This is a genomic window from Paenibacillus sp. YAE3 (assembly GCF_057546105.1).
Genome location: NZ_BAAIYF010000017.1, coordinates 40,647 through 62,242 on the forward strand (window position 1 = coordinate 40,647; position 21,596 = coordinate 62,242).

Below are 21,596 nucleotides of genomic sequence, written 5' to 3' on the forward strand. Positions count from 1 at the left end.
GGTTTGGATAAAACAACGATAGCTGAAAATGTGTAGCAAATGTGAAGACGAAATCCCATCTTTCTACATATTTGCTGGATATACTAGGGAAGAGCATGAAGATGAAGGAGGAGTGTTCGGCATGAACACATTTGCAGCAATCAAAAAAACGTTATTTGCCGGGACGTTCGCCTTGCCGCTGATCCTTGCAGGCTGCTTTGAAGGCAAACAAGCGGACATGCACGGTGCTCACGCTTCCGATCAACCGGCAGCCGGGACGGCGTTGACCCAAGGTGCGGCGGAGACGGTGAAGCCAAGCCCGGCGGACGGGCGGGAAGTCACGTTGACGGCGCAGGAAAGCACGCTGGATGCGGGACAGGGCCGCAAGCTGCCGGTATGGACGTTCAACAATTCGGTGCCGGGTCCCCAAATCCGGGTGAAGCAGGGGGAGATGGTGAAGATTACGGTCAAAAATACGCTGAAGGTTCCCGTTTCCCTGCATGTGCACGGATACCCCTTGCCTTTCGAGATGGACGGAATCCCCGGCGTCAGCCAAAATGCCATCGCACCCGGCAAGAGTTTTACTTACGCCTTTAAAGCGACGGTACCGGGAACCTACTGGTATCATTCGCATCAGAATAGCGTCAAACAGGTGGATATGGGGCTTTACGGTTCCTTTGTCGTCGAAAGCGAAGAGGATGTCATCGACCGGGATTACACGCTGGTCCTGGATGAATGGATGAGCGGCGGCATGGATGCGGAAAGCGGCGGAACAACCGGCGGCCATGATGAGGGATCGTCTGAACATGATGAGCACGGAATGGACATGCCGGGCATGGATATGAACGACCACGACATGCAGGGCATGGACATGGGTGCAGGGAACGAAGGCGACGCATCGGCGGGACATGACATGAGCGGCGGCCATGATGGAGATGCATCCATGGGACACGACATGAGCATGTATGATTTATATACGATCAACGGCAAAACGTACCCGGCATCCGAGCCGCTGATCGTCAAGGAAGGCGACATCGTGCGGCTGCGGCTGGTTAACGCCGGATATATGAGCCATTCCCTGCATCTGCAAGGACATCGTTACCGGATCGTCGCAACCGACGGCAACCGGATAGCGAATCCGGAATGGGTCGAAAACAAGCTGCTGGCCATCGCTCCCGGGGAGCGGTACGATATCGAATTCGAAGCGAATCATCCCGGAACGTGGCTTCTTGGCGAGCATAGCGATAGCCCGGCCGCCAAAAACATGAAAATCGCGATCCAATACGAAAACGCGCCATCTTCGCAGAAAGAACAGGAGCAGGACGATTCGGCCCAAATGCTGGAAACGGTCGACATGACGAAATACGGGAAGCCGGAGAAAGGCAAATTTTCGCTAAACGATAAGTACAATCTCGAATATACGATGGACTTGGGCACAAGCCGCCGCAACGGGGAGATGGTGTATACCATCAACGGCAAAGTGTTCCCGGACACCGATCCGGTTAAAGTGAAAACGGGGGATAAGGTCAAGGTCCATTTCGTAAACTCTTCGGCCGGCGAGGACCATCCGATGCATCTGCACGGGCATACGTTCCAGGTGCTGAGCAAAAACGGAACGCCGCTCGGCGGAGCGGCGGAATATAAAGACACGCTGAACGTCAAACCCGGCGAAGATTACGTCGTGGCATTCGAAGCCAACAATCCCGGCGACTGGATGTTCCATTGCCATGACCTGCATCATGCGGCGGCAGGCATGGTGACGGAGCTGAAATACACGGATTTTAACAACACGTTCGAACCGGATCCGAATGCCGGAAATATGCCGGAATAAGTCAAACGGGGTTCCCGAAAGCGGCGTCGTTCATGGTACCGGACCAGATATAAGGCTGCTGTTTCTTTTAAACCTTACGAAAAAATATCGCGAAAAATTCAAGATTGCGCCATATCATTTTTACCGATTTCGCTTATAATAGGGCGGAACGGAGCATTTTTGGCAACCTGCGGCAAAAAAAGCCCTCGCCGATCCCGGGAGGGCCTTTCTTTGAAGTTTACCCGTGCTGGGTGTGCTGCAGCGTTTGCACGAAAATTTGTTCGATATGCGTATCGTCAAGCGAATAATAGACGGTTTTTCCCTCTTTGCGGCGTTTAACGATGCGCAAATTTCGCAAATAACGCAGCTGGTGGGATATGGCGGATTGTCCCATGCCGAGCAGGACCGTAAGGTCATGCACGCACAATTCCCGCTGCAGAAGCGCATCGATAAGCTTCACGCGGGTGGGATCGCTAAATGCCTTAAACCAGTCCGCGACCTGCGAGGCGGCCTGATCATCGATCAGTCCTTCCTTGATCCGGTTCAGTTCGGCTTCCGAGCCCATGCAGGTTGCATCGCATTCTTCGATCGGGTTGATGGACGGTTCCATGGATAATCACCTTTCTATCGGCTTGCGTGTTAAGCTTATGATCCCAATTATAGCAAAAGAAATGCTTAAACGAAATGATTACAATCAAGCGTAATCGCTGCGCCGTCTTTAAAAGGCGGAGATTCCGGATTCGCGAAAGGCGAAATATGAGCCCGATTACGAGGTTCAAAGATCGGCTTTTGCGAGAACCAAAAACGAGGAGAGATGATGTTGGGCAAAAAAACACGTATTACCGTTCTTGGCGTCGTCATTTCAAGCATGCTGCTGGCCGGTTGCGGAGCCAAAGAAGCCGAGCCGAAGGACAGTCACGCAGGCGCGCATCAGATGGTGGCCGCAAACGGGGACCTGCAGGAGCAAACGGCGGGATTGGACAAGCTTCCGACGTTTTTGGACGCGCTCGATCCGATGCTCAAAACGGCATACAGCACGGCGGGCGAGGTCAAGGAAATATTAAAATCCATCCCATGTTATTGCGGCTGCGGCGACAGCGCCGGGCATCAGAGCAACTTAAACTGTTTTATCAAAGAAGTGAACCCGGACGACGGCAGCGTCGTATGGGACGATCATGGCACCCGTTGCGGGGTATGCGTGGAGACGGCCATGACCGTGTCGGAGCTGAGCAAGCAGGGGAAATCGGTAAAGGAAATCCGTTCGATCATCGACCAAACCTACTCAACGGGTCAATATGCCCCGCCGACACCAACCCCCGAAGTGATGTAATGGAATCGTTTTGTCATGCGACGCAGGCGAAAAGCCTGCGTTTTTTTGTTAACAATATATTGAATATAACAAATATATATTATATTATAATTCCAAAGTCTGTAAATGACAGCGCAGAAACGCCCGGCAAAAACAGACGGTTATCGCGAGGTAACAGAAACATGCGGGACCGCGGCTGCACCGAATCATAGGCGAACGGCAAGCGGTGCCCGGGACAGCAGCGCGAAGGGGGGAAACGGGATCATCGGGAATCAGGCATATGCACATAATGCAAACGCTTACATATCTTTTGGCTGGTTCTTTTACCATCAAGAAGAGAGGTGAGGTTCATGAAATCATCTTTGCTTTGGAAAAGGGTATGGCGCCACAAATTGTTTTATCTGTTTATGCTGCCCGGCATCGCTTGGTTTTTCATTTTTTCTTACGTGCCTTTGTACGGGCTTCAAGTCGCGTTCCGGGATTTTACGTTCGTCGGCGGCTTTACGGGCAGTCCCTGGGCGGGACTGAAATATTTCGAGCAGTTTTTCGATTACTACCAATCCGGGGCGATCATTCGGAACACCATCGTCATCAGCTTGCTGAAGCTGCTGGTCGGTTTTCCGATGCCGATCATTTTGGCCCTTCTCCTCAATGAAATCCGCAATTTGAAGTTTAAGAAAACGATCCAAACGCTATCTTACCTCCCTTATTTCGTGTCCTGGATCGTCGTCGTTACGTTGATGCAGCGCCTGCTGTCGATGTACGGGGGACCGGTCAACGATCTTTTAACCTCCATGGGCATGCAGCCCGTGCAATTCATGTATAACACCACCTGGTTTTATCAACTGATCCTAGGCTCCGACATTTGGAAAAACATCGGCTGGAACTCCATTATCTACATGGCCGCCATCGCGGGCATCGACCAGCAGCTATATGAAGCCGCCAAAATCGACGGCGCGGGCCGCTTCCGCCAAATTTGGCACGTCACGCTTCCGGGCATTCGCAACATCGCGGTAATCCTGTTCATTCTCGCGACGGGAAGCTTGATGAGCGCAGGGTTCGAACAGCTGCTTCTCCTGAACGGACCGGCGACCGCGAATATCGGCAGCGTCTTGGACGTGCATGTCATTACGTCGGGGATCCAGCAGGGAAGATTGAGTTACGCGGCGGCCGTCGGATTGTTCCAGAGCGGCATCGCGCTGGTGCTGATCGTCACCGTCAACTGGATTGCCCGCAAAGTCAGCGACGTCTCGCTGTTTTAAGGAAGGGGGAGCCGTATGCAAACGCATCGTTTTTCCGTATTCAATCTGTTGAATTACATCCTCTTGACCCTGTTCGGTTTTTTGATGATTTATCCGTTTATTTACATCCTCATTTATTCGCTGAACGACGGCAAAGACTCGATGATGGGCGCGTTGTACTTTTTCCCGCGGAAATTCACCCTGGACAACTACGCCCAGGTTTTTGACAACAAGCAAATCTGGCAGGCCTACAAAATCACGATTTTGCGGACGGTGATCGGAACGGTGCTGCACGTGCTATTATGCACGCTGATGGCCTATGCTTTATCGAAAAAAACGCTGCCGGGACGCACCTTTTTTACCTTCTACATCTTTTTGCCGACCATCTTCAGCGCCGGGTTCATTCCTTATTTCATTACGCTCCAAAAGCTTCACCTGATCAACACGTTCTGGGTGTATGTGATCCCGATGCTGTTCAATTTCATGCATATCGTCATTATCCGGACGTTCCTGCAGGGCATCCCCGAAGAGATCGAGGAGTCGGCGCGGATCGACGGGTTAAACGACTTCCAGATTTTCATGCGCATCATCATTCCTTTGTCCGGTCCCGTCATCGCGACGATATCGCTTTTCATTGGGGTAGCGCACTGGAACGACTGGTTTACGGGAGCCTATTACGTTTCGGACAAAAACCTCATTCCGGTGCAAACGCTGCTGCAGCAGATGCTGACCGAAGCCGAGGCGCTGTCCTCCTCGATGCAAAGAGCGGCCCAGCAGGGCGGACAAACCGTCAACGTCAACATGGCCGGCGCGACGCCGGAATCGCTGCGCATGGCGCTGCTCGTCATTACCGTGTTCCCGATTTTATGCGTCTATCCGTTCCTGCAAAAGTACTTCGTCAAAGGCGTCATGATCGGTTCGGTAAAAGGCTGATGCAGGTTCCTTCATGGAACTTGATCATATCAAATAGTTTTCAGGGAGGGTCTATATGGCGAAATTTCGTATGAAAACGGTAGGTTCACTATTGTCGGTCTTGATGCTTACAAGCTTGCTTTACGGATGCGGAGGAGGAGGAGGAGGAGGGGATTCCGCGGACGGGGACGCCGTGACGCTGACGATCCTGAACAACTGGAACGGTTCGTCCGGACCGGACACCGATACGACGCCCGTCACGAAAGCCATCGAGGAAAAAACGGGGATCAAAATCAAGATCGACTATACGAAAGGCAGCGAGGTGGAGAAGGTCAACCAGATTTTCGCGACGCAGGATTTGCCCGACATTTATACCGGACCCGCATGGGGAGGCGAACTGGACGGAATTATCAAAGCCGCCAAGGAAGGACAATTGGTGGATCTGACCGACAAAATCGACAAGTACCCGAACCTCGCCAAGGCGATCGCCAAAGAGAACGTTCCGCCGGCGCTTTACGAAAAAGCGATCGGAGGCATCGACGGCAAAAAATACATGCTGTATCAGAACCATCCGGCGACGGGGAATGACGTCAACGATTGGCTTTACGGCTTTTATGTGCGCAAGGACATCGCGGAAAAGATCGGGGTCGATCCGCAATCGGTCAAAACGAAAGAGGACTTGTACCAGTTCCTGAAAAAAATCAAGGACGCGAACCTTACCGAAAACGGCATGCCGGTACTGCCGCTGGGCGGCTTCCATGACGGATGGGCCGTGGGCATCGGGAGTACCATGTTTTACGGCACCAGCTACGTCGACAAAGGCGACGGCTCGCTCGAAAACGTCTTTTTCACCAAAGCCTATGAAGATTACACGTTATACTACCGCAAGCTGATCGCCGAAGGCCTGCTCGATCCGGAAGCGTTCACCCAAACGGACCCGATCGCGAACGAAAAAATCAAGCAAGGCCGCATCGCGGTATTGGCCGCGCATTATCCTGCCATTCTCGATGCGTCCAAGGATTACGTGAAGTCCCATCCGGGCTCGGATTACGTGCCGGTCGGTCCGCTCGAAAGAGCCGGGGCGGAGCCGAACCGTCCAGTGGATCTTTCGATCCAGGGCAACAACGTGACGGTCATCACGAAAAAGGCCAAAAACGTCGACGCCGCCCTCAAGCTGCTGGATTTCCTGGCTTCGGACGAAGGGTTCATGCTCGTAAGATACGGTGTCGAAGGGGTGCATTGGGAAAAGGTCGACGGCAAACCGGTAGCCAAAAAGGAATGGTTCGACAAGTTTTACGAAGATACGACCGGGAAAGTGAAGAAAAACGAAGGCATCGGCATCGGCCTCGAAAACATGACGGGAATGGACCGCATCAACTCGGTGGGCGGCGGTGACATCTGGGCGGATCAGGAACGCTTGAAAGCGATGGACAACGCGCGCAAAATTTTGCGGCCGAACGGCATCAGCGTCATCTCCGCGTTTAATCCCGGCGACGTCATCACGAAAGCGCCGGGTTGGGAAGCGCTCAAACCTTCCATGGACCAAGTTGGCGACGTGTGGAAGCAGGCGATTTTCGCCAAATCGGACGATGCGGCGCTGAAGGTCATTAACGATCTTCGCGATCAGATCAAAAAAACCGGATATGACGACGCGATGAAGTTCGTGAACGAGGAGCTGAAAGGGAAGGAAGTCGTCAAGCTCGCCATGCCGAACTAAGGAGGAAAACGGTGGTGAAACGATCAGCCAAGGCTGCTCCGGAGTGGACGGGATTCCAGGAAGCCAGGCCCTACGGGCCGAAATACGATCTGCGCACCGATTTTGTGATGGTGTACGGGATTTCGGACGATTTGCCCGAACGAATCTCCGGCTGGAAACAAGCCGGATATACCGTACATTTGATGACGGGCGTGGCTTGGGGCGATTATCAGGATTATTTGTACGGCCGGTTCGACGGCCGGAATCATTGGGACGAAGCCCAGACGGACCGCGCCGGAAACCACCTGCTTCATAACGTGGACGTTCCCTACATGGTGCCGACCGTTTCTTTTGCGGATTATCTGTCTGCGCATATCCAAAAAGCGATCGATGCCGGCGTGGAGGCGATCCATATGGAGGAGCCGGAATTTTGGGCGGCGGCCGGCTATTCCGAAGCGTTCAAACGGGAGTGGCTGAACGTCTACGGGGAAGAATGGATTCCGCCCCATGCCTCCCATGACGCGCAGTACCGGGCTTCCAAGCTGAAAGCGGCGATGTATTACCGGGCGTTGGACCGGATTTGCAGCGCCATGAAGGAATACGCGCTTGCGACCTATGGCCGGACCGTGCGTTTTTACATCCCGACGCATAGCCTGATCAACTATACCCAGTGGAGGATCGTCAGCCCTGAAGCGCTGTTTGTGACGATGCCGGCCTGCGACGGTTTTATCGCCCAAATCTGGACGGGAACGAGCCGGACGCCGAACGTCTACCGGGGCGTGCGCCGCGAGCGGACGTTTGAAACGGCCTACCTGGAATACGGCATGATGCAGGAGCTGACCCGGGGGACGGGGCGCGAAATGTGGTTCCTCCATGATCCGATCGAAGACAACCCGCGGCATACATGGGCCGATTACGAGCAAAATTATTTGGCGACCGTCACGGCTTCGCTGCTGCATCCGGGCGTCAGCCAATACGAGGTTTGCCCTTGGCCGCGCCGCGTGTTCGAAGGAACTTATCCGAAGGAAGACGGCACCGGCAAGGAGCCGATCCCCGGCCGGTATGCGACGAAGCTGCTAAGCGTCATGCATATGCTTGGCGAAATGCATCGATACTCGGCGGACGCGGCCGAACGTCCGGGTACAGGCATTGGGTTATGCCTTGCCAATTCGGCGATGTTCCAGCGGGGCAGCGTGGATGCGAACACGGATGAGCAGGAAGTTTCGAAATCGCGCTACGACGGTACCGAAACGGATGACCAGTTAAACATGGAGGAGCGGAAGCTGCTGGATTGGTCGCCTTTTTACGGGCTTGCGCTTCCTCTGCTTAAATTCGGGGTGCCGGTGAGACCGCTGCAATACGATAACTTGCTTCATTTTCCCGGCTATCTTGATGAGTACAAGGTATTGTTTTTAAGCTATGAATTCATGAAGCCTGAGCATCCCGGCATCCATCAGGTACTGGCGCAGTGGATCCGGGAGGGCGGCGTGCTGATTTATGCCGGGGACGGGAGCGACCCTTACCATCGGGTCCGGGAATGGTGGAACCGGGAAACGCGGCGCGGCGCATATGAACGTCCGGAGGAGCATCTTTTCGAAACGCTTGGGCTTGGACGCTGCCCGAAAGAAGGACTGCATCCGGCCGGCGCCGGGGCGGTCATGGTTCGTCGGAAACATCCGGCTGCATTCGCGGAAACGGCCGAAGGCGCGGACAGCGTCCTGGACAGCCTGAGGGAAGCGCTGGCTTTCCGCGGAGAAGAGGCGGTGTTCAAGGAAAACCGCCTGCTCGACATCCAGCGGGGGCCTTACCGCATCGCCCATCTTCTTGACGAAACCGGCTGTGTAGACCCCGTGGTGCTGGAAGGATCGTTTATTCGACTGTTCGATGACCGATTGTCGTTGGCCACACGCGTGGAACTGGTGCCGAACGGCAATGTGCTGCTTTACGATTTGGATTACGATGCCGGCAATCGGGGGCAGGCGCGGATATTGGCCGCGTCGTCCAGAATCCGGAAGGAGATCCAATCGGAGCGGGGGCTGCATTGGACGGCGGAATCCCCGGAAGGGATTCGCGTCAGCACCCGGGCCTGGGTGCCGCATCCGCCGCGGCGGGCGTCCGTGGACGGAGAGGACATCACGTTCGATTATGACGCCGAAACGCAGACGGTATTTCTGGAGTTTGAAGGTTCGCCGCAAGGCAAAAACGTTCAAATCGAATGGGCATAGATCTGTGTCCCCTAAAGTCATCGCTTTGATTTTGGGGGACATTTTTTTGCGCTTTTTTATCTATTCAAATTTGACTAGATATCTATTTTGCGTTATGATTTATGCGAAGTCAATGAAAGGAGCGTTTTGAATGTCAACGGTACGACTGCTTGTGTTAGGCTCCATGTTGCGAAGAGGCGTCAGCCATGGCTACGGAGTGTACAACGACCTGACCTCTTGGCGGGCCGAGACGTGGACGAACGTCAAACCCGGATCGATCTACCATGCCTTGGAAAAGCTTGAGGCTCAAGGGCTGACACGTGCGGAGGCTTCCGGGAACCACGTCAAGCTCGGGCCTTCGCGCACGGAATACAGCGTCACGAAGGAGGGGAAAGCCGAGTTCGAATCCCTGCTTCGATCGGCGCTGCAAAGCTTCGAAATCCAGACGTTTGCCGTCGGGATCGCTTTTATGGACATGCTGCCGAGGGGGGAGGTCATTCGTCTGCTCTCGGACCGGGCATCCGCTTTGAAGGAGTCGGCTTCCTTTCTGCGCACGCTGCCTACGGAGGAAATGCCGTCCGAACCTTCCAAACATCCGGAGCTGACGGGGCTCTGGGAAAACTATGTGAACAGCGAGTTGTCCAACACGTTGAATTTGATTACCAAGCTAGAAGCGGGAAGATACAGGTTTCTGGGGGAATAGTCCAATCATGGGGAGGGTTAACAGATGAACGTTCAATTACACGATGGAAGCCGGATCGATGTCCTCATTGAAGGCGAGGGCCCGGCTATTTTGCTGCCCGTCAATCCGGTTCCGGTCGAAGGGCCGCAAGCGGATGAAATGCGAAAATGGGGAGCCGATCCGGCGCTCGGACGCACGCTTATAGCGGAACTAAGCCGAAAATATCGCGTCATCGCTTTCGACTACGAGGGGCATGTGCTTCAAGCGCCAAAGCCGGACACGCTAACCCCGGAAAACATCGCCGCCGATTTTCTGCGGATTGCCGATGCGGCGGAAGCGGAGCGTTTTGCTTATTACGGTTATTCCTGGCTGGCGCTCAGCGGACTGCAGCTTGCGATCCGGACCGACCGGCTCACGGCATTGGTCATGGGAGGATATCCACCGATCGATGGCCCGTACGGCGAAATGCTGAAAGTCACGAACGCGACGCATCAAATGTCATTGTCCAATGTTTACGGCAACCAACCGAGCGAAACGGCGCAAGCGGCCGAATGGGGAGAAACCACCGAGGAATACGACTGGTCCAACGTCGAAGTGTCCATGAGCGAAAAACAGACGAGGCAGTTTGTCACGCTTTACGAACATTTGCGAGGGTTCGACGACCGGAAGGCCCAATCCCGGCTGACCTGTCCGCGGCTTTGTTTTGCGGGAAGCAAGGATCGCATCGAATACGGGGAGAAGTGGGGAAACGTCACGGTCGATATCGTATCTCCGCTTGTTCATCGCAAAGGCGAATTGACGCAAGCGGGATGGGACGTGCGGATTTTGGATGGGCTCGATCATACGGGCGCGATGCAAGCGCGGCATGTGCTTCCGGTGCTGCTGCCATGGCTGGACTCCCATTTATCGGGGGAATAACATCTCACGGATGCTCGGGATGAACGACGAAGACCCTCTGAGCGGTAACTTGCCAGGGGTCTTTTTTAGGCTGTCCAATGGTTGATCCAAGGTCATCGCCCGCCCGATCGATTCGTCAAAACCATATATTATAGATGACATACCCTATGACCAGAACCGATAGGATAACACCGGTGCCTTTCCATCCTAATCCGCCGGTCAAATCGGTTAAACTTCCATGTTCGGCGCGGTTGATTCCGTCGCCAAACGCCCCGAAAGGGTTGTTTTTTCGTTCCTCCTGCCTCAGACGTTCCCTTGTTTCTTCAGGTCTTTCATTCCGGGAATCCATTTCGGACCTCCTCCTAGTGAAGATTTCAGACGGCCCCATCCGGAAAAACCCGAGGGAGGGCAGCGGATATAACTGATCATGGTTAATTTTATCAGAGGTTTACATATTATGTAAGGAGTAATCTGTCACCGTGTGATAAAAGTTCGTCCCCTATTATCATATAACGCCAATATATCCTGTGCTTTTCAGCCGCGTTTCCGTATTTTGTATGCGAATTCATGCTTGCCAAAAAAATCGGGTTGTGCTATTTTATATGTGTAACCGGTTCCACATTGAGGTGATAAATAGAGATGGCAACGATAAGAGATGTGGCTAAGCATGCCGGGGTTTCGGTAGCGACGGTATCGCGCGTGATCAATGAAACAGGTTATGTCCATGAAGATACCCGCAGGAAGGTTGAAACCGCGATCCGGGAACTGCATTACACGCCGAATGAGGTCGCCAGATCCCTGTATAAACGAAAGTCCAGGCTGATCGGCCTGCTGCTGCCCGACATCACCAACCCCTTCTTTCCCGAGCTTGCGCGCGGGGTGGAGGATGAGATGCAGGCGAACGATTTTCGGATTATCTTTGGGAACAGCGATGAAAATAGGAAAAAAGAAAAAGATTACATTCAGACGTTCGTCCAAAACAACGTGGTCGGCGTCATCGCTTCCACGAACCATCCGGATAACGATACATACCGGAAGCTTGACATTCCGGTGGTGTTCCTCGACCGGACGGCGGACAATCGCCCATCCGTCTATTCGGACGGCAGGGAGGGCGGAAGGATTGCCGCCCAGGAAATGCTTTCCCGCGGCAGCCGTAAAATCACGGTGATCAAGGGGCCGAAGCATATTCGCCCGGCGCAGGACCGCTACCAGGGAGCGATCGATGTGCTGTCGAACGAAGGGATTGCTTTCAACGTCATCCATACCTCTTCGTATTCCTTTACGGAAGCGGGGACCTGGGCGAAGGAGCTGTTCGAGAAACATCCCGACACCGACGGCGTCATTGCGAGCAACGATATCGTGGCGACGGCGGTTTTGCATGAGGCGCTCAGGCTGGGCAAAAAGGTTCCGGACGACGTGCAGATCATCGGCTTTGACGATATACCGCTGAGCACGCTGCTGACGCCTTCGCTGACGACGATCCGGCAGCCGGCGTACGATATGGGAAGAGCGGCGGCAAGCCTTTTGATTCAATTGATCGAAAATGAAAACGTAGACAATAAAACGATACAAATGCCCGTTACGTTCACGGAGCGGGATACGACGAGAAAGGTGGAGCAGTATGGCTAAAATCATTGTAGTAGGAAGCTCATCGATCGACCTCGTCGTCACATCGTCGAAGCGCCCGGGAGCCGGCGAAACGGTTCTCGGCGAAAGCTTCAAAACGGTTCCCGGCGGCAAAGGCGCCAACCAGGCGGTAGCCGCGGCGCGGCTCGGAGCCGATGTGACGATGATCGGACGCGTAGGAGACGATCATTACGCAGACATCATTTTGAACAATTTTAAAGCGAACCATGTTTCTATCGATCATGTGGAACCGGTTACACATATGGAAAGCGGAACCGCCCACATCGTGCTGGCCGAAGGTGACAACAGCATCGTCGTCGTGAAAGCGGCGAATAACGAGGTAACGCCCGCTTATATCGACCAATCGTTGTCTGCTTTCGACGGAGCCGATATGGTCATGATCCAGCAGGAAATTCCGGAGGAAACGGTAGTGCATGTCAGCCGGCTGTGCAAAAAACAGGGCATTCCGCTGCTGCTGAATCCCGCGCCTGCCCGTCCGGTGCCGGAGGAGCTCATTGAAAACGCGGCATACCTTACGCCGAACGAGCATGAAGTAACGATTTTGTTCTCCGATTTAAGCGTTTCCGAAGCGCTGCGCAAATATCCGAACAAGCTGTTCATTACGGAAGGCAGCCGTGGCGTCCGTTATTTCGACGGCGAAAAGGAAGTGCTCGTGCCTTCTTATAAAGTGGAGGCGGTGGATACGACGGGCGCCGGAGATACGTTTAACGCCGCGTTTGCCGTCGCTCTGGCCGAAGGAAAACCGATTTACGACAGCGTGCGTTTCGCCAACCGGGCCGCTTCCCTGTCGGTCACGAAATTCGGGGCCCAAGGCGGCATGCCTTATCGCGAAGAAGTGGAGGCGCAATTGTAACATGAAAAAGCAAGGCATCTTGAACAGTCACATTTCAAAAATTTTGGCCGACCTGGGCCATACCGACACGATCGTGATCGCCGACGTGGGGCTTCCCGTTCCCGACGGCGTCCCCAAAATCGATCTGGCGCTGACGCTCGGCTCGCCAAGTTTCGAGGAAACCGTTAATGCGGTCGCATCCGACATGGAAATCGAAAAAATCGTCATCGCGGAGGAAATCGGGACCGATAATCCCGAAGCGTTCCATTATATAGAAAACAAATTCGCCGGCTGCGCCATCGAGCATTGCCCGCACGAGGAATTTAAGGAGCGGACCCGGAAAGCGAAAGCCGTCATCCGGACCGGCGAGGCAAAGCCGTTTGCGAACGTCATTTTGCAGGCAGGCGTTTATTTCGGCTAAAAAAGCCTGGAGCTTGGCTTCCGGACGCGGGGCGTTGCGAAGCCGTTCAGGAAGCCTTGCCCCGCAAAATTAAGCTAATGCTTACGAAGCAAGTTTTTGCTTCGCAAAAACTAAGCCTATGCTTACGAAGCAGTTTTTGCTTCGCAAAAACTTTAAGGAGGAGCCCTTATGCAGATCCAAATGAAAGGTATCCATAAAGCCTTCGGCAGCAACCAAGTGCTGTCCGGCGTCGACTTCGACCTGCGCGAAGGCGAGGTTCACGCCCTGATGGGGGAAAACGGTGCCGGCAAATCCACCCTGATGAACATTCTTACCGGGCTGCATGCCAGAGACGAGGGAACGATCCTCATCGACGGCAAGGAGACGTATTTCACGAATCCGAAAGAAGCGGAACGGCAGGGAATCGCTTTTATCCACCAGGAGCTGAACGTTTGGCCGGATATGACGGTGCTTGACAACCTGTTTATCGGCAGGGAAATGTCATCTCCGGTCGGATTTCTAAAATATAAAGAGATGAAGGCGCTTGCCAAGAAGCAGTTTCAAAGACTTGCCGTCGACATTCCGCTCAACGTTGAAGCGGGCGAATGCTCGGTCGGCCAACAGCAAATGATCGAAATCGCTAAGGCGCTGCTTTCCGAAGCCAAGGTCATTATCATGGACGAGCCGACGTCCGCGTTGACGGAACGGGAGATCCAGAAGCTGTTCGAAGTGATCGCATCCCTGAAAAAAGATGGTGTTTCCATCGTTTATATTTCGCACCGGATGGAGGAAATATTCACCATCTGCGACCGAATTACGGTCATGCGCGACGGGAAAACGGTGGATACGAAAAATATTCCGGATACGAACTTCGACGAAGTCGTGAAAAAAATGGTCGGCAGAGAGCTGACCGAACGGTTCCCGGCAAGAAATCCGAATCCGGGCGAGGTCGTGCTCGAAGTGGAGCATGCCACGCGCAAAGGATTGTTCCAGGACGTCAGCTTCCAGGTCCGCGAAGGCGAAATCGTCGGCTTCTCGGGACTTATGGGTTCGGGACGAACCGAAATCATGAGGGCATTGTTCGGGTTGGACCGCCTCGACAGCGGCGAAATCCGGATGTTCGGCAAAAAAGCGGTGATCCGCAAACCGGTGGACGCCGTGAAGCTGGGGATCGGTTTTATTACGGAAGACCGCAAGGACGAAGGGCTGGTGCTTGATTTCTCCGTACGCGAAAATATGGTGCTGCCGAGCTTGAGCGGGTTTACGACCAAAGGTCTCATATCCTCGCAAAAAGAGAGCGCCTTCGTGGATGCGCTGATCAAGCGGCTGCAGATCAAAACGCACTCGCGGGAAACGGCGGCAGGAAACCTGTCCGGCGGGAACCAGCAAAAGGTCGTCATCGCCAAATGGGTGGGCATCGGACCGCGGCTCCTAATTTTGGATGAACCGACCCGGGGCGTCGATGTCGGCGCCAAACGCGAAATTTACCAGTTGATGAATGAACTCACCGGACATGGCGTCGCCATCATCATGGTGTCCTCCGAACTGCCGGAAGTGCTCGGCATGAGCGACCGGATCGTGGTGGTTCACGAGGGACATATCACGGGAGAACTGAGCAAAGACGAAGCAACGCAGGAAAAAATTATGACGCTGGCTACAGGGGGACAGTAACATGACAACACTTAATGAAGCAAAAACGGCCAAAGGCTTCCAGTTTTCGCAAATCACGCAAAAGCTCGGGCCGCTGCTGGGCCTGATCATTCTCATCATTATCGTATCGGTTCTGAATCCAAGCTTTTTGGAACCGCTTAACATTCTTAACCTGCTGCGGCAGGTATCGATTAACGCCTTGATCGCATTCGGCATGACGTTCGTCATTTTGACAGGCGGAATCGATTTGTCCGTCGGCTCCATTCTGGCGCTGTCCAGCGCCTTCGTCGCCAATATGCTCGTGGCCGGCTTTGATCCGGTTTTGGCCATCATTATCGGCTGTTTGCTTGGCGGCGTCATGGGCATGATCAACGGCATCATGATTACGAAAGGGAAGATGGCGCCGTTTATCGCCACGCTGGCGACGATGACGATTTTCAGAGGACTTACGCTAGTTTACACGGACGGCAACCCGATCACCGGTCTGGGCGACAGCATGACATTCCAGCTGTTCGGCCGCGGTTACCAATTCGGCATTCCGGTTCCGGCCATTACGATGATCATTACTTTCGCGATTCTGTGGATCGTGCTTCATAAAACGGCTTTCGGCCGCAAAACGTATGCCATCGGCGGCAATGAAAAAGCGGCCATCGTATCCGGCATTAAGGTATCCCGCGTTAAAATCATGATTTACTCTTTGGCTGGCCTGCTTTCGGCTTTGGCGGGCGCGATTTTGACTTCCCGTCTGAATTCGGCGCAGCCGACGGCCGGTACCTCTTACGAACTGGACGCCATCGCGGCTGTCGTTCTGGGCGGGACAAGCCTTTCCGGCGGACGCGGACGCATCGTGGGCACGCTCATCGGCGCGCTCATTATCGGAACTTTGAACAACGGTCTGAACCTGCTCGGCGTATCGTCCTTCTATCAGATGGTGGTCAAAGGGATCGTCATCGTGATCGCCGTACTCATCGACCGGAAGAAATCGGCATAAGGGAGAGAATCATATGAAAAAGCTAACGTTAATCCTGGCGGCGTTTCTGCTGATATTGACCACGGGCTGTTCCCTGGAACCGCCGGGCTGGGCTAAACCCAAAACCGGCGGAGATTTGAAGCATATCAAAATCGGCCTGTCCGTCTCCACGCTCAACAACCCGTTTTTCGTATCCTTGAAGGACGGCGTCGTGGCCGAAGCGAAAAAACACGGCATGGAAACGATCGTCGTCGACGCGCAAAACGACTCGGCGAAACAAAGCAACGACGTGGATGACCTGATGCAAAAAGGCGTCAACGTCCTACTGATCAACCCGACGGATTCCGCCGCGATCTCGACGGTGGTGCAGTCGGCCAACAGTTTGGGCATTCCGGTCATCACGCTGGACCGTTCCGCAGACAAAGGGGACGTGAAAGCCCTGGTCGCATCGGATAACGTGAAGGGCGGACGGATGGCCGCCGAATTTATCGAAAAAACGGTCGGCAAAGGCGCGAAGGTCGTCGAACTCGAAGGCGTCGCCGGGGCATCCGCGACCCGCGAACGCGGCAAAGGCTTCCATGAAGTCGCGGACAAGGACCTGAACGTGGTCGCCAAACAAACGGCGGACTTTGACCGGACCAAAGGTTTGAACGTCATGGAAAACCTGCTGCAGGCTCATCCTGAAGTGCAGGCGGTTTTCGCCCATAACGACGAAATGGCGCTTGGCGCAATCGAAGCGATCCAAAGCTCCGGCAAAAATATCCCGGTCGTCGGCTTCGACGGCAACGAGGATGCGCTGAAATCGATCAAGGACGGAAAACTGACCGCCACGGTGGCGCAGCAGCCGGATCTGATCGGCCAGATGGCCGTTCAAGCCGCATACGACGTGCTTCAAGGCAAAACGGTGGAAAAATCCATTCCGGCGCCGCTGAAACTGGTGACGAAGGAATAAACGCAGCATAAAGGTTTGGAGGAGGAGAGCGCCCGCAGGGAGGTTTTCCTCCTTTTTCACCATTATCTTTGTAAGCGTATTCCCGGTTGACCTTTGCGTACATATGAGCTAACCTTGAACACGTCCGTGTGGACAGGTTCCAGATCGAATGCAATTGAGAAATCATCGAATTCTAGGGGGAAACAAAATGGCAAAAATTCCTGTGATCCTAAGCACCGATCCGGGCATCGACGATGCGGCGGCGCTCGGAGTGGCCTTTTATCGAAACGAATTGGATATCCGATTAATCACCACGCTGCACGGAAACGTGGATATCGGCAAAACGACGGCAAACACGCTGAAGATCCTTGATTTTTTTGGAAAACAGATACCGGTGGCCCGCGGCATGGAAACGCCGCTCGTCATCGCCCCGGTCAGCACCGACGTGCACGGGGAGTCCGGCATGGACGGGTACGATTTTCCCGAAAGCACGCAGCAGGTCGTGCCTGAGCATGCCGTCGAAGCGATGCGCTCCTTGCTTGAAGCTTCGGACGAAAAAATGACGCTGGTGTCGATCGGGCCTTTGACCAACGTGGCCGTCCTGCTGCTGATGTACCCTCAGGTAAAAAACAAAATCGAACGCATCGTATTCATGGGCGGATCGCTATGCGGCGGGAACGTGACCAGCGCGGCCGAATTCAACATTTGGGCCGATCCGCACGCCGCCAAAATCGTATTCGAATCGGGACTGGACCTGGTCATGATCGGTTTGGACGTTACCCAAAAAGCGTTGATCGGAGGCACCGAACTGGCAAAACACAGCAACAAATCGGCCGAAATGTTCGCCGCTACCTTCGGTCATTACCGGGACGGCGATATGGAACATGGGGTCATGATGCATGACATGTGCGCCATTACCTACATCACGAACCCGGAAATATTCAAGGTCGAGCCGAAATGCGTAAAAGTCGTGACCGAAGGGCCGGCCATCGGCATGACGATGGAAGTCCATGGCGAGCCGAACCTTCAGGCAGCGACGGGGATTGACCAGGAAGCGTTCCGGAATTGGTTTATGGGGACGTTGGAGCGCATGATCTGATTACTCTTGGAACATCATTAATTCTGGTCCATTTCAAGCAGGACCCCGGGCCGTCCAGCAGATCCATTGGATCATGGACGGCTTTTGCTGTTTTGGATGCTTACGCTCTTGCCCATATCAAATGAATGATGCCGCCCCAATGTCGCTCCATGCGTTCGACCCGGAGCCCCGAATCCAGCACCAACCGTTCGATATCCCGGTTCCAGTGGCACCCGGACATGCGGCGGGCAACGGGGTTCACCAGCCGCTGCGCCGATTTTAAGAAGGGATTGTTTCCAAGCCCGTGTTCCATCAAATAAATCCTGCCGTCAGGTTTGCACCATTTCCTCATTTTCCCCAGAACCTTGGCAGGATCATCGTAACCGCATAACGACAGGGTCGAGACGATGCAGTCAAAAGAATCCGGAGGAAAGTCGAGGGTTTCTATGTCGCTTTCCGCCAAATCGACTTCGATGTGCAGCTCTTCCGCAATCCGGCGCGCCCTTTGCAGCATCATCGGACTGAAATCGACGGCCGTCAGCCGCATATGATCCATATCGTAAAATGGAAAATTGGCTCCGGCCCCGACGGCGATTTCCAGCACGTTCCCCGAAACGCCCTGCAGCAGCTTTTTCCGCCATTCGCCCAACATCCGCTTCCGCGTGTTTTGTTCGTACATCGCCGATTGCTTGTCAAACTTGCGGATTAATTTTTGCTTTTCCAAAAGCAACGCCTCCTATGTGCCGTCCGTGGCCTTTTTCATTGCCTGAAAGACCCCTGCGGCATATAACGGGCCTTTCATCGAAAGCTTCGTCATGATGAGCGCCAATTCGCGCGGCGATTCCTTTCTCCCTTGCGCGAGCCATTCCTGGATGATGCCCAAATGCGCGGAACTGATGTACGCCACGAGATATTCCGTCGGCACGAGGGCGTTTTCCTTTTTGATGAGGGGGACGATGTTTTTTTCGAACAGATATTTCGACATCATGGACCTTACTAGCGAATGGAAGGCCGGGTCCCCTTTAGGCCCCAGGATCGTCTTTAAAAAATCGGCCTGGCCGTTCATGTATTCGATCAATTCGACGATTTGGGGGACGGGTTCATCCTTTGCAAGCAGCTCATCCAGATTAAACGGGCGGATCGTTCGAATGATCGCGACCATGCCTTCAATCAGTTCCTGTTCGCTTTGTTCCAGCAGGTCGTATTTGTCGCGGTAGTGGAGATAAAACGTCCCGCGGTTGATGTTCGCCCGGGCCGTGATGTCTTTAACGGTTAACGCTTCGAATCCTTTCTCCTCGATGAGTGCCGTCAGGGCGTCGCGAATGACCGCTTTCGTGCGGACGACCCGCCGGTCCGTCGATTCGTTCAAATCGATTCCCTCCTTTATAATGAACACTTTTAGCGAACCTGCCGTTTAAGGGTCACATTCCGTATTTCTGTTTATTGAGGGTTCGGTATGCCCTGATTATAATAAAGGCGTGCAAGATAATCAACGCGATGTTCATTATCTGAGGGAGGTTTTTCCCCATGGAAACCACTATAAGTGTACGCCAGGTCAGCAAAAGCTTCGGAAAAAAGACCGTCCTGTCCGAAGTGAACTTGAACATGGAGCAAGGGCAAATTTATGGTCTGATCGGGCCTTCGGGGGCCGGAAAAACGACGCTGATCAAAATGATGGTCGGCATGGATGTGCCGGACGAAGGGGCGGTGAATATTCTCGGGACGAAGATGCCCAACCTTACCATGCTTCAGCATATCGGCTATATGGCTCAATCGGATGCGCTGTACGGCGAACTGACGGGCGAAGAGAACCTGAAGTTTTTTGCTTCGATGTTCAAGATGGGCAAAGCGGAGCAAAAGCAGCGGATAAGCTATGCGGCCGATCTCGTGAACCTGTCCCAAGAGCTCGGCAAAAAAGTATCGGCCTATTCCGGCGGGATGAAACGCAGGTTGTCGCTGGCGATTGCCCTGGTTCATGACCCTTCGGTCCTGATCCTGGATGAACCGACCGTAGGGATCGATCCTGAACTGAGACAATCGATTTGGCAGGAGCTGACTCGGCTGAGATCCTCCGAACGGAAGACGATCGTCGTGACGACGCATGTCATGGACGAAGCGGAAAAATGCGATCGGCTGGCGATGGTGCGAAATGGCAGCATTTTGACGGAAGGCACGCCGGAGCAGCTTAAACGGCAGTACAACGCCGCCGGCTTGGAAGACGTGTTTCTGTTGGCAGGGGGTGCCCGTCCATGAGAATCCGGGCGCTTGTCCGAAGAATCTGCGAGCAGCTGCTCCGGGATAAACGAACGCTCGCGCTGCTGTTTTTGGCCCCGTTGCTCGTATTGTCTTTGGTGAATTATTTGTTTCAGCATACCGGGGGCGGCTCCGACGTAAAAATCGGCGCGGTCAACGTGGATGCGCAAATCGTCGAATCGATGAAAAATCAGGGCATGGCCGTGATTTCTTATGATCACACCGATAAGGATACGTTGGAAAAAGATAAGCTGGACGCCGTGATGGTGATGAAGGATCGGGCGATCCACCTGATTTTGAAAAATACCGATCCGTCCGTTTCCAAAGCGATCCGGATGAAAATCAGTCAGGCGGCCGTCTCGCTTGCCGAAGCCGCTTTGCAGAAAGGAAAGGCTGCGGCGCCGCATGTAGCCATGACGACGGAATATGTTTATGGCGGCGCGGATACGAACTATTTTGATACGCTCAGTCCCATCCTGATCGGATTTTTTGTCTTCTTTTTTGTGTTTCTCATTGCGGGTATCGGACTGCTGCGGGAACGCACGTCGGGAACTTTGGAACGCCTGATGGCCACCCCGGTGCGCCCGGGTGAGGTTATCGCCGGTTATTTGGCGGGATATGGCATGTTTGCGTTTCTGCAAACGGTCATCGTCGTTTTGTTCGGTACGCTGGTGCTTGGCATCCCTCTGGCAGGTTCCATCTGGTACGTGCTGCTGGTCAATCTGCTTCTGGCATTCGTGGCGCTTTCGCTTGGCATCTTGCTCTCGGCTTTCGCGGCTTCGGAGTTCCAGATGGTGCAGTTCATTCCGATCGTCATCATTCCGCAGGTTTTCTTTGCAGGCATCTTTCCGCTGGACGGAATGGCCTCGTGGGTTCAAGCCGTTGCCAGGATCATGCCGCTTTATTACGCGGCCGATGCGCTGAAAAGCGTGATGTACAAAGGTCTCGGGTTTGGCGAAATCGCGGTGGATGTTGGAGTGCTGCTTTTGTTTGCGGCGTTGTTCATCGGTTTAAACCTGAGGCGGCTAGCATTCCTATATAGAAAATGACGGCGGGCTGTCCGGCGTTCCGAACGCCTGCGGAGGGATTCTGGTCGGAACGGTGG

General features: G+C 54.0%; 21 protein-coding genes. 17 read left to right on the plus strand and 4 right to left on the minus strand.

Translation table 11 applies throughout. The features are described from left to right. Positions 1-121 precede the first annotated feature (121 nt). Positions 122-1,810: a multicopper oxidase family protein gene (locus AC27KL_RS24905; protein ID WP_487171461.1), complete on the plus strand. Its 1,689-nt coding sequence runs from the start codon at positions 122-124 to the stop codon at positions 1,808-1,810. Between the two features lie 217 nt (positions 1,811-2,027). On the opposite strand, the gene AC27KL_RS24910 is transcribed toward AC27KL_RS24905, so the two are convergent. Continuing rightward, complete coding sequence (locus AC27KL_RS24910; protein WP_487171462.1) at positions 2,028-2,399, minus strand: ArsR/SmtB family transcription factor; 372 nt, start codon at positions 2,397-2,399, stop codon at positions 2,028-2,030. A 204-nt stretch (positions 2,400-2,603) separates the two neighbouring features. Between AC27KL_RS24910 and AC27KL_RS24915 the strand changes: the two genes are divergently transcribed. The 7 genes from AC27KL_RS24915 to AC27KL_RS24945 all read left to right on the plus strand — a co-directional run bounded on the left by AC27KL_RS24915 (position 2,604) and on the right by AC27KL_RS24945 (position 10,751). Then, positions 2,604-3,119, plus strand: coding sequence for a PCYCGC motif-containing (lipo)protein (locus AC27KL_RS24915; RefSeq protein ID WP_487171463.1), 516 nt, complete (start codon positions 2,604-2,606; stop codon positions 3,117-3,119). Positions 3,120-3,448: 329 nt separating this feature from the next. Continuing rightward, complete coding sequence (locus AC27KL_RS24920; protein ID WP_212947592.1) at positions 3,449-4,360, plus strand: ABC transporter permease; 912 nt, start codon at positions 3,449-3,451, stop codon at positions 4,358-4,360. A 15-nt stretch (positions 4,361-4,375) separates the two neighbouring features. Beyond that, positions 4,376-5,272, plus strand: a complete 897-nt coding sequence (locus tag AC27KL_RS24925) for a carbohydrate ABC transporter permease (protein ID WP_339320911.1) — start codon at positions 4,376-4,378, stop codon at positions 5,270-5,272. Positions 5,273-5,327: 55 nt separating this feature from the next. Further along, the gene (locus AC27KL_RS24930) at positions 5,328-6,968 is read left to right on the plus strand and encodes an extracellular solute-binding protein (protein WP_487171464.1); all 1,641 of its coding nucleotides are present in this window, start codon (positions 5,328-5,330) and stop codon (positions 6,966-6,968) included. An 11-nt stretch (positions 6,969-6,979) separates the two neighbouring features. Continuing rightward, positions 6,980-9,172, plus strand: coding sequence for a hypothetical protein (locus AC27KL_RS24935; RefSeq protein ID WP_487171465.1), 2,193 nt, complete (start codon positions 6,980-6,982; stop codon positions 9,170-9,172). A gap of 130 nt (positions 9,173-9,302) precedes the next feature. Continuing rightward, a complete protein-coding gene (locus tag AC27KL_RS24940; protein WP_487171466.1) occupies positions 9,303-9,854 on the plus strand; it encodes a PadR family transcriptional regulator in 552 nt (183 codons plus the stop codon). 24 nt (positions 9,855-9,878) lie between these two features. Continuing rightward, complete coding sequence (locus tag AC27KL_RS24945; protein ID WP_487171467.1) at positions 9,879-10,751, plus strand: alpha/beta fold hydrolase; 873 nt, start codon at positions 9,879-9,881, stop codon at positions 10,749-10,751. Between the two features lie 115 nt (positions 10,752-10,866). Here AC27KL_RS24945 and AC27KL_RS24950 read toward each other — a convergent pair whose 3' ends face one another. After that, positions 10,867-11,079, minus strand: coding sequence for a DUF6366 family protein (locus AC27KL_RS24950; protein WP_487171468.1), 213 nt, complete (start codon positions 11,077-11,079; stop codon positions 10,867-10,869). Between the two features lie 290 nt (positions 11,080-11,369). Between AC27KL_RS24950 and AC27KL_RS24955 the strand changes: the two genes are divergently transcribed. The 7 genes from AC27KL_RS24955 to AC27KL_RS24985 all read left to right on the plus strand — a co-directional run bounded on the left by AC27KL_RS24955 (position 11,370) and on the right by AC27KL_RS24985 (position 18,259). Beyond that, the gene (locus AC27KL_RS24955; protein WP_339320906.1) at positions 11,370-12,359 is read left to right on the plus strand and encodes a LacI family DNA-binding transcriptional regulator; all 990 of its coding nucleotides are present in this window, start codon (positions 11,370-11,372) and stop codon (positions 12,357-12,359) included. Next, complete coding sequence (gene rbsK, locus AC27KL_RS24960) at positions 12,352-13,230, plus strand: ribokinase (protein WP_487171469.1); 879 nt, start codon at positions 12,352-12,354, stop codon at positions 13,228-13,230. The genes AC27KL_RS24955 and rbsK overlap by 8 nt, the downstream gene beginning before the upstream one ends. Before the next feature lies 1 nt (position 13,231). Beyond that, positions 13,232-13,630 carry a D-ribose pyranase gene (rbsD, locus tag AC27KL_RS24965; protein ID WP_487171470.1) on the plus strand — a complete coding sequence of 133 codons (399 nt, stop codon included), beginning with the start codon at positions 13,232-13,234 and terminating at the stop codon, positions 13,628-13,630. Between the two features lie 168 nt (positions 13,631-13,798). Further along, positions 13,799-15,280 (plus strand): sugar ABC transporter ATP-binding protein, encoded by a 1,482-nt coding sequence (locus AC27KL_RS24970; protein WP_487171471.1) that lies wholly within the window; start codon positions 13,799-13,801, stop codon positions 15,278-15,280. A 1-nt stretch (position 15,281) separates the two neighbouring features. Further along, positions 15,282-16,250 carry a ribose ABC transporter permease RbsC gene (rbsC, locus tag AC27KL_RS24975; protein WP_036709305.1) on the plus strand — a complete coding sequence of 323 codons (969 nt, stop codon included), beginning with the start codon at positions 15,282-15,284 and terminating at the stop codon, positions 16,248-16,250. 13 nt (positions 16,251-16,263) lie between these two features. Continuing rightward, on the plus strand, positions 16,264-17,181 hold the full coding sequence (gene rbsB, locus AC27KL_RS24980; RefSeq protein ID WP_036709308.1) for a ribose ABC transporter substrate-binding protein RbsB: 918 nt from the start codon (positions 16,264-16,266) through the stop codon (positions 17,179-17,181). A 187-nt stretch (positions 17,182-17,368) separates the two neighbouring features. Beyond that, positions 17,369-18,259 carry a nucleoside hydrolase gene (locus AC27KL_RS24985; RefSeq protein WP_487171472.1) on the plus strand — a complete coding sequence of 297 codons (891 nt, stop codon included), beginning with the start codon at positions 17,369-17,371 and terminating at the stop codon, positions 18,257-18,259. 100 nt (positions 18,260-18,359) lie between these two features. On the opposite strand, the gene AC27KL_RS24990 is transcribed toward AC27KL_RS24985, so the two are convergent. Both AC27KL_RS24990 and AC27KL_RS24995 read right to left on the minus strand, forming a co-directional pair. After that, a complete protein-coding gene (locus tag AC27KL_RS24990; protein ID WP_487171473.1) occupies positions 18,360-18,962 on the minus strand; it encodes a class I SAM-dependent methyltransferase in 603 nt (200 codons plus the stop codon). A gap of 12 nt (positions 18,963-18,974) precedes the next feature. Next, complete coding sequence (locus AC27KL_RS24995; RefSeq protein WP_339320901.1) at positions 18,975-19,607, minus strand: TetR/AcrR family transcriptional regulator; 633 nt, start codon at positions 19,605-19,607, stop codon at positions 18,975-18,977. A 158-nt stretch (positions 19,608-19,765) separates the two neighbouring features. Here AC27KL_RS24995 and AC27KL_RS25000 point away from each other — a divergent pair, with 158 nt between their 5' ends. Both AC27KL_RS25000 and AC27KL_RS25005 read left to right on the plus strand, forming a co-directional pair. Then, positions 19,766-20,491, plus strand: a complete 726-nt coding sequence (locus AC27KL_RS25000) for an ABC transporter ATP-binding protein (RefSeq protein ID WP_339320900.1) — start codon at positions 19,766-19,768, stop codon at positions 20,489-20,491. Then, entirely contained in the window at positions 20,488-21,540 is a 1,053-nt protein-coding gene (locus AC27KL_RS25005) for an ABC transporter permease (RefSeq protein WP_487171474.1), read from the plus strand. Before AC27KL_RS25000 ends, AC27KL_RS25005 begins: the two co-directional genes overlap by 4 nt. Positions 21,541-21,596: the final 56 nt, after the last annotated feature.

Coding starts and splice junctions, on each gene's coding strand:
- AC27KL_RS25005 (WP_487171474.1), top strand. CDS start 20,488: ATGAGAATCCGGGCGCTTGTCCGAAGAATCTGCGAGCAGCTGCTCCGG.
- rbsB (WP_036709308.1), top strand. CDS start 16,264: ATGAAAAAGCTAACGTTAATCCTGGCGGCGTTTCTGCTGATATTGACC.
- rbsC (WP_036709305.1), top strand. CDS start 15,282: ATGACAACACTTAATGAAGCAAAAACGGCCAAAGGCTTCCAGTTTTCG.
- AC27KL_RS25000 (WP_339320900.1), top strand. CDS start 19,766: ATGGAAACCACTATAAGTGTACGCCAGGTCAGCAAAAGCTTCGGAAAA.
- AC27KL_RS24930 (WP_487171464.1), top strand. CDS start 5,328: ATGGCGAAATTTCGTATGAAAACGGTAGGTTCACTATTGTCGGTCTTG.
- rbsD (WP_487171470.1), top strand. CDS start 13,232: ATGAAAAAGCAAGGCATCTTGAACAGTCACATTTCAAAAATTTTGGCC.
- rbsK (WP_487171469.1), top strand. CDS start 12,352: ATGGCTAAAATCATTGTAGTAGGAAGCTCATCGATCGACCTCGTCGTC.
- AC27KL_RS24945 (WP_487171467.1), top strand. CDS start 9,879: ATGAACGTTCAATTACACGATGGAAGCCGGATCGATGTCCTCATTGAA.
- AC27KL_RS24920 (WP_212947592.1), top strand. CDS start 3,449: ATGAAATCATCTTTGCTTTGGAAAAGGGTATGGCGCCACAAATTGTTT.
- AC27KL_RS24950 (WP_487171468.1), bottom strand. CDS start 11,079: ATGGATTCCCGGAATGAAAGACCTGAAGAAACAAGGGAACGTCTGAGG.
- AC27KL_RS24910 (WP_487171462.1), bottom strand. CDS start 2,399: ATGGAACCGTCCATCAACCCGATCGAAGAATGCGATGCAACCTGCATG.
- AC27KL_RS24955 (WP_339320906.1), top strand. CDS start 11,370: ATGGCAACGATAAGAGATGTGGCTAAGCATGCCGGGGTTTCGGTAGCG.
- AC27KL_RS24985 (WP_487171472.1), top strand. CDS start 17,369: ATGGCAAAAATTCCTGTGATCCTAAGCACCGATCCGGGCATCGACGAT.
- AC27KL_RS24925 (WP_339320911.1), top strand. CDS start 4,376: ATGCAAACGCATCGTTTTTCCGTATTCAATCTGTTGAATTACATCCTC.
- AC27KL_RS24940 (WP_487171466.1), top strand. CDS start 9,303: ATGTCAACGGTACGACTGCTTGTGTTAGGCTCCATGTTGCGAAGAGGC.
- AC27KL_RS24915 (WP_487171463.1), top strand. CDS start 2,604: ATGATGTTGGGCAAAAAAACACGTATTACCGTTCTTGGCGTCGTCATT.
- AC27KL_RS24905 (WP_487171461.1), top strand. CDS start 122: ATGAACACATTTGCAGCAATCAAAAAAACGTTATTTGCCGGGACGTTC.
- AC27KL_RS24970 (WP_487171471.1), top strand. CDS start 13,799: ATGCAGATCCAAATGAAAGGTATCCATAAAGCCTTCGGCAGCAACCAA.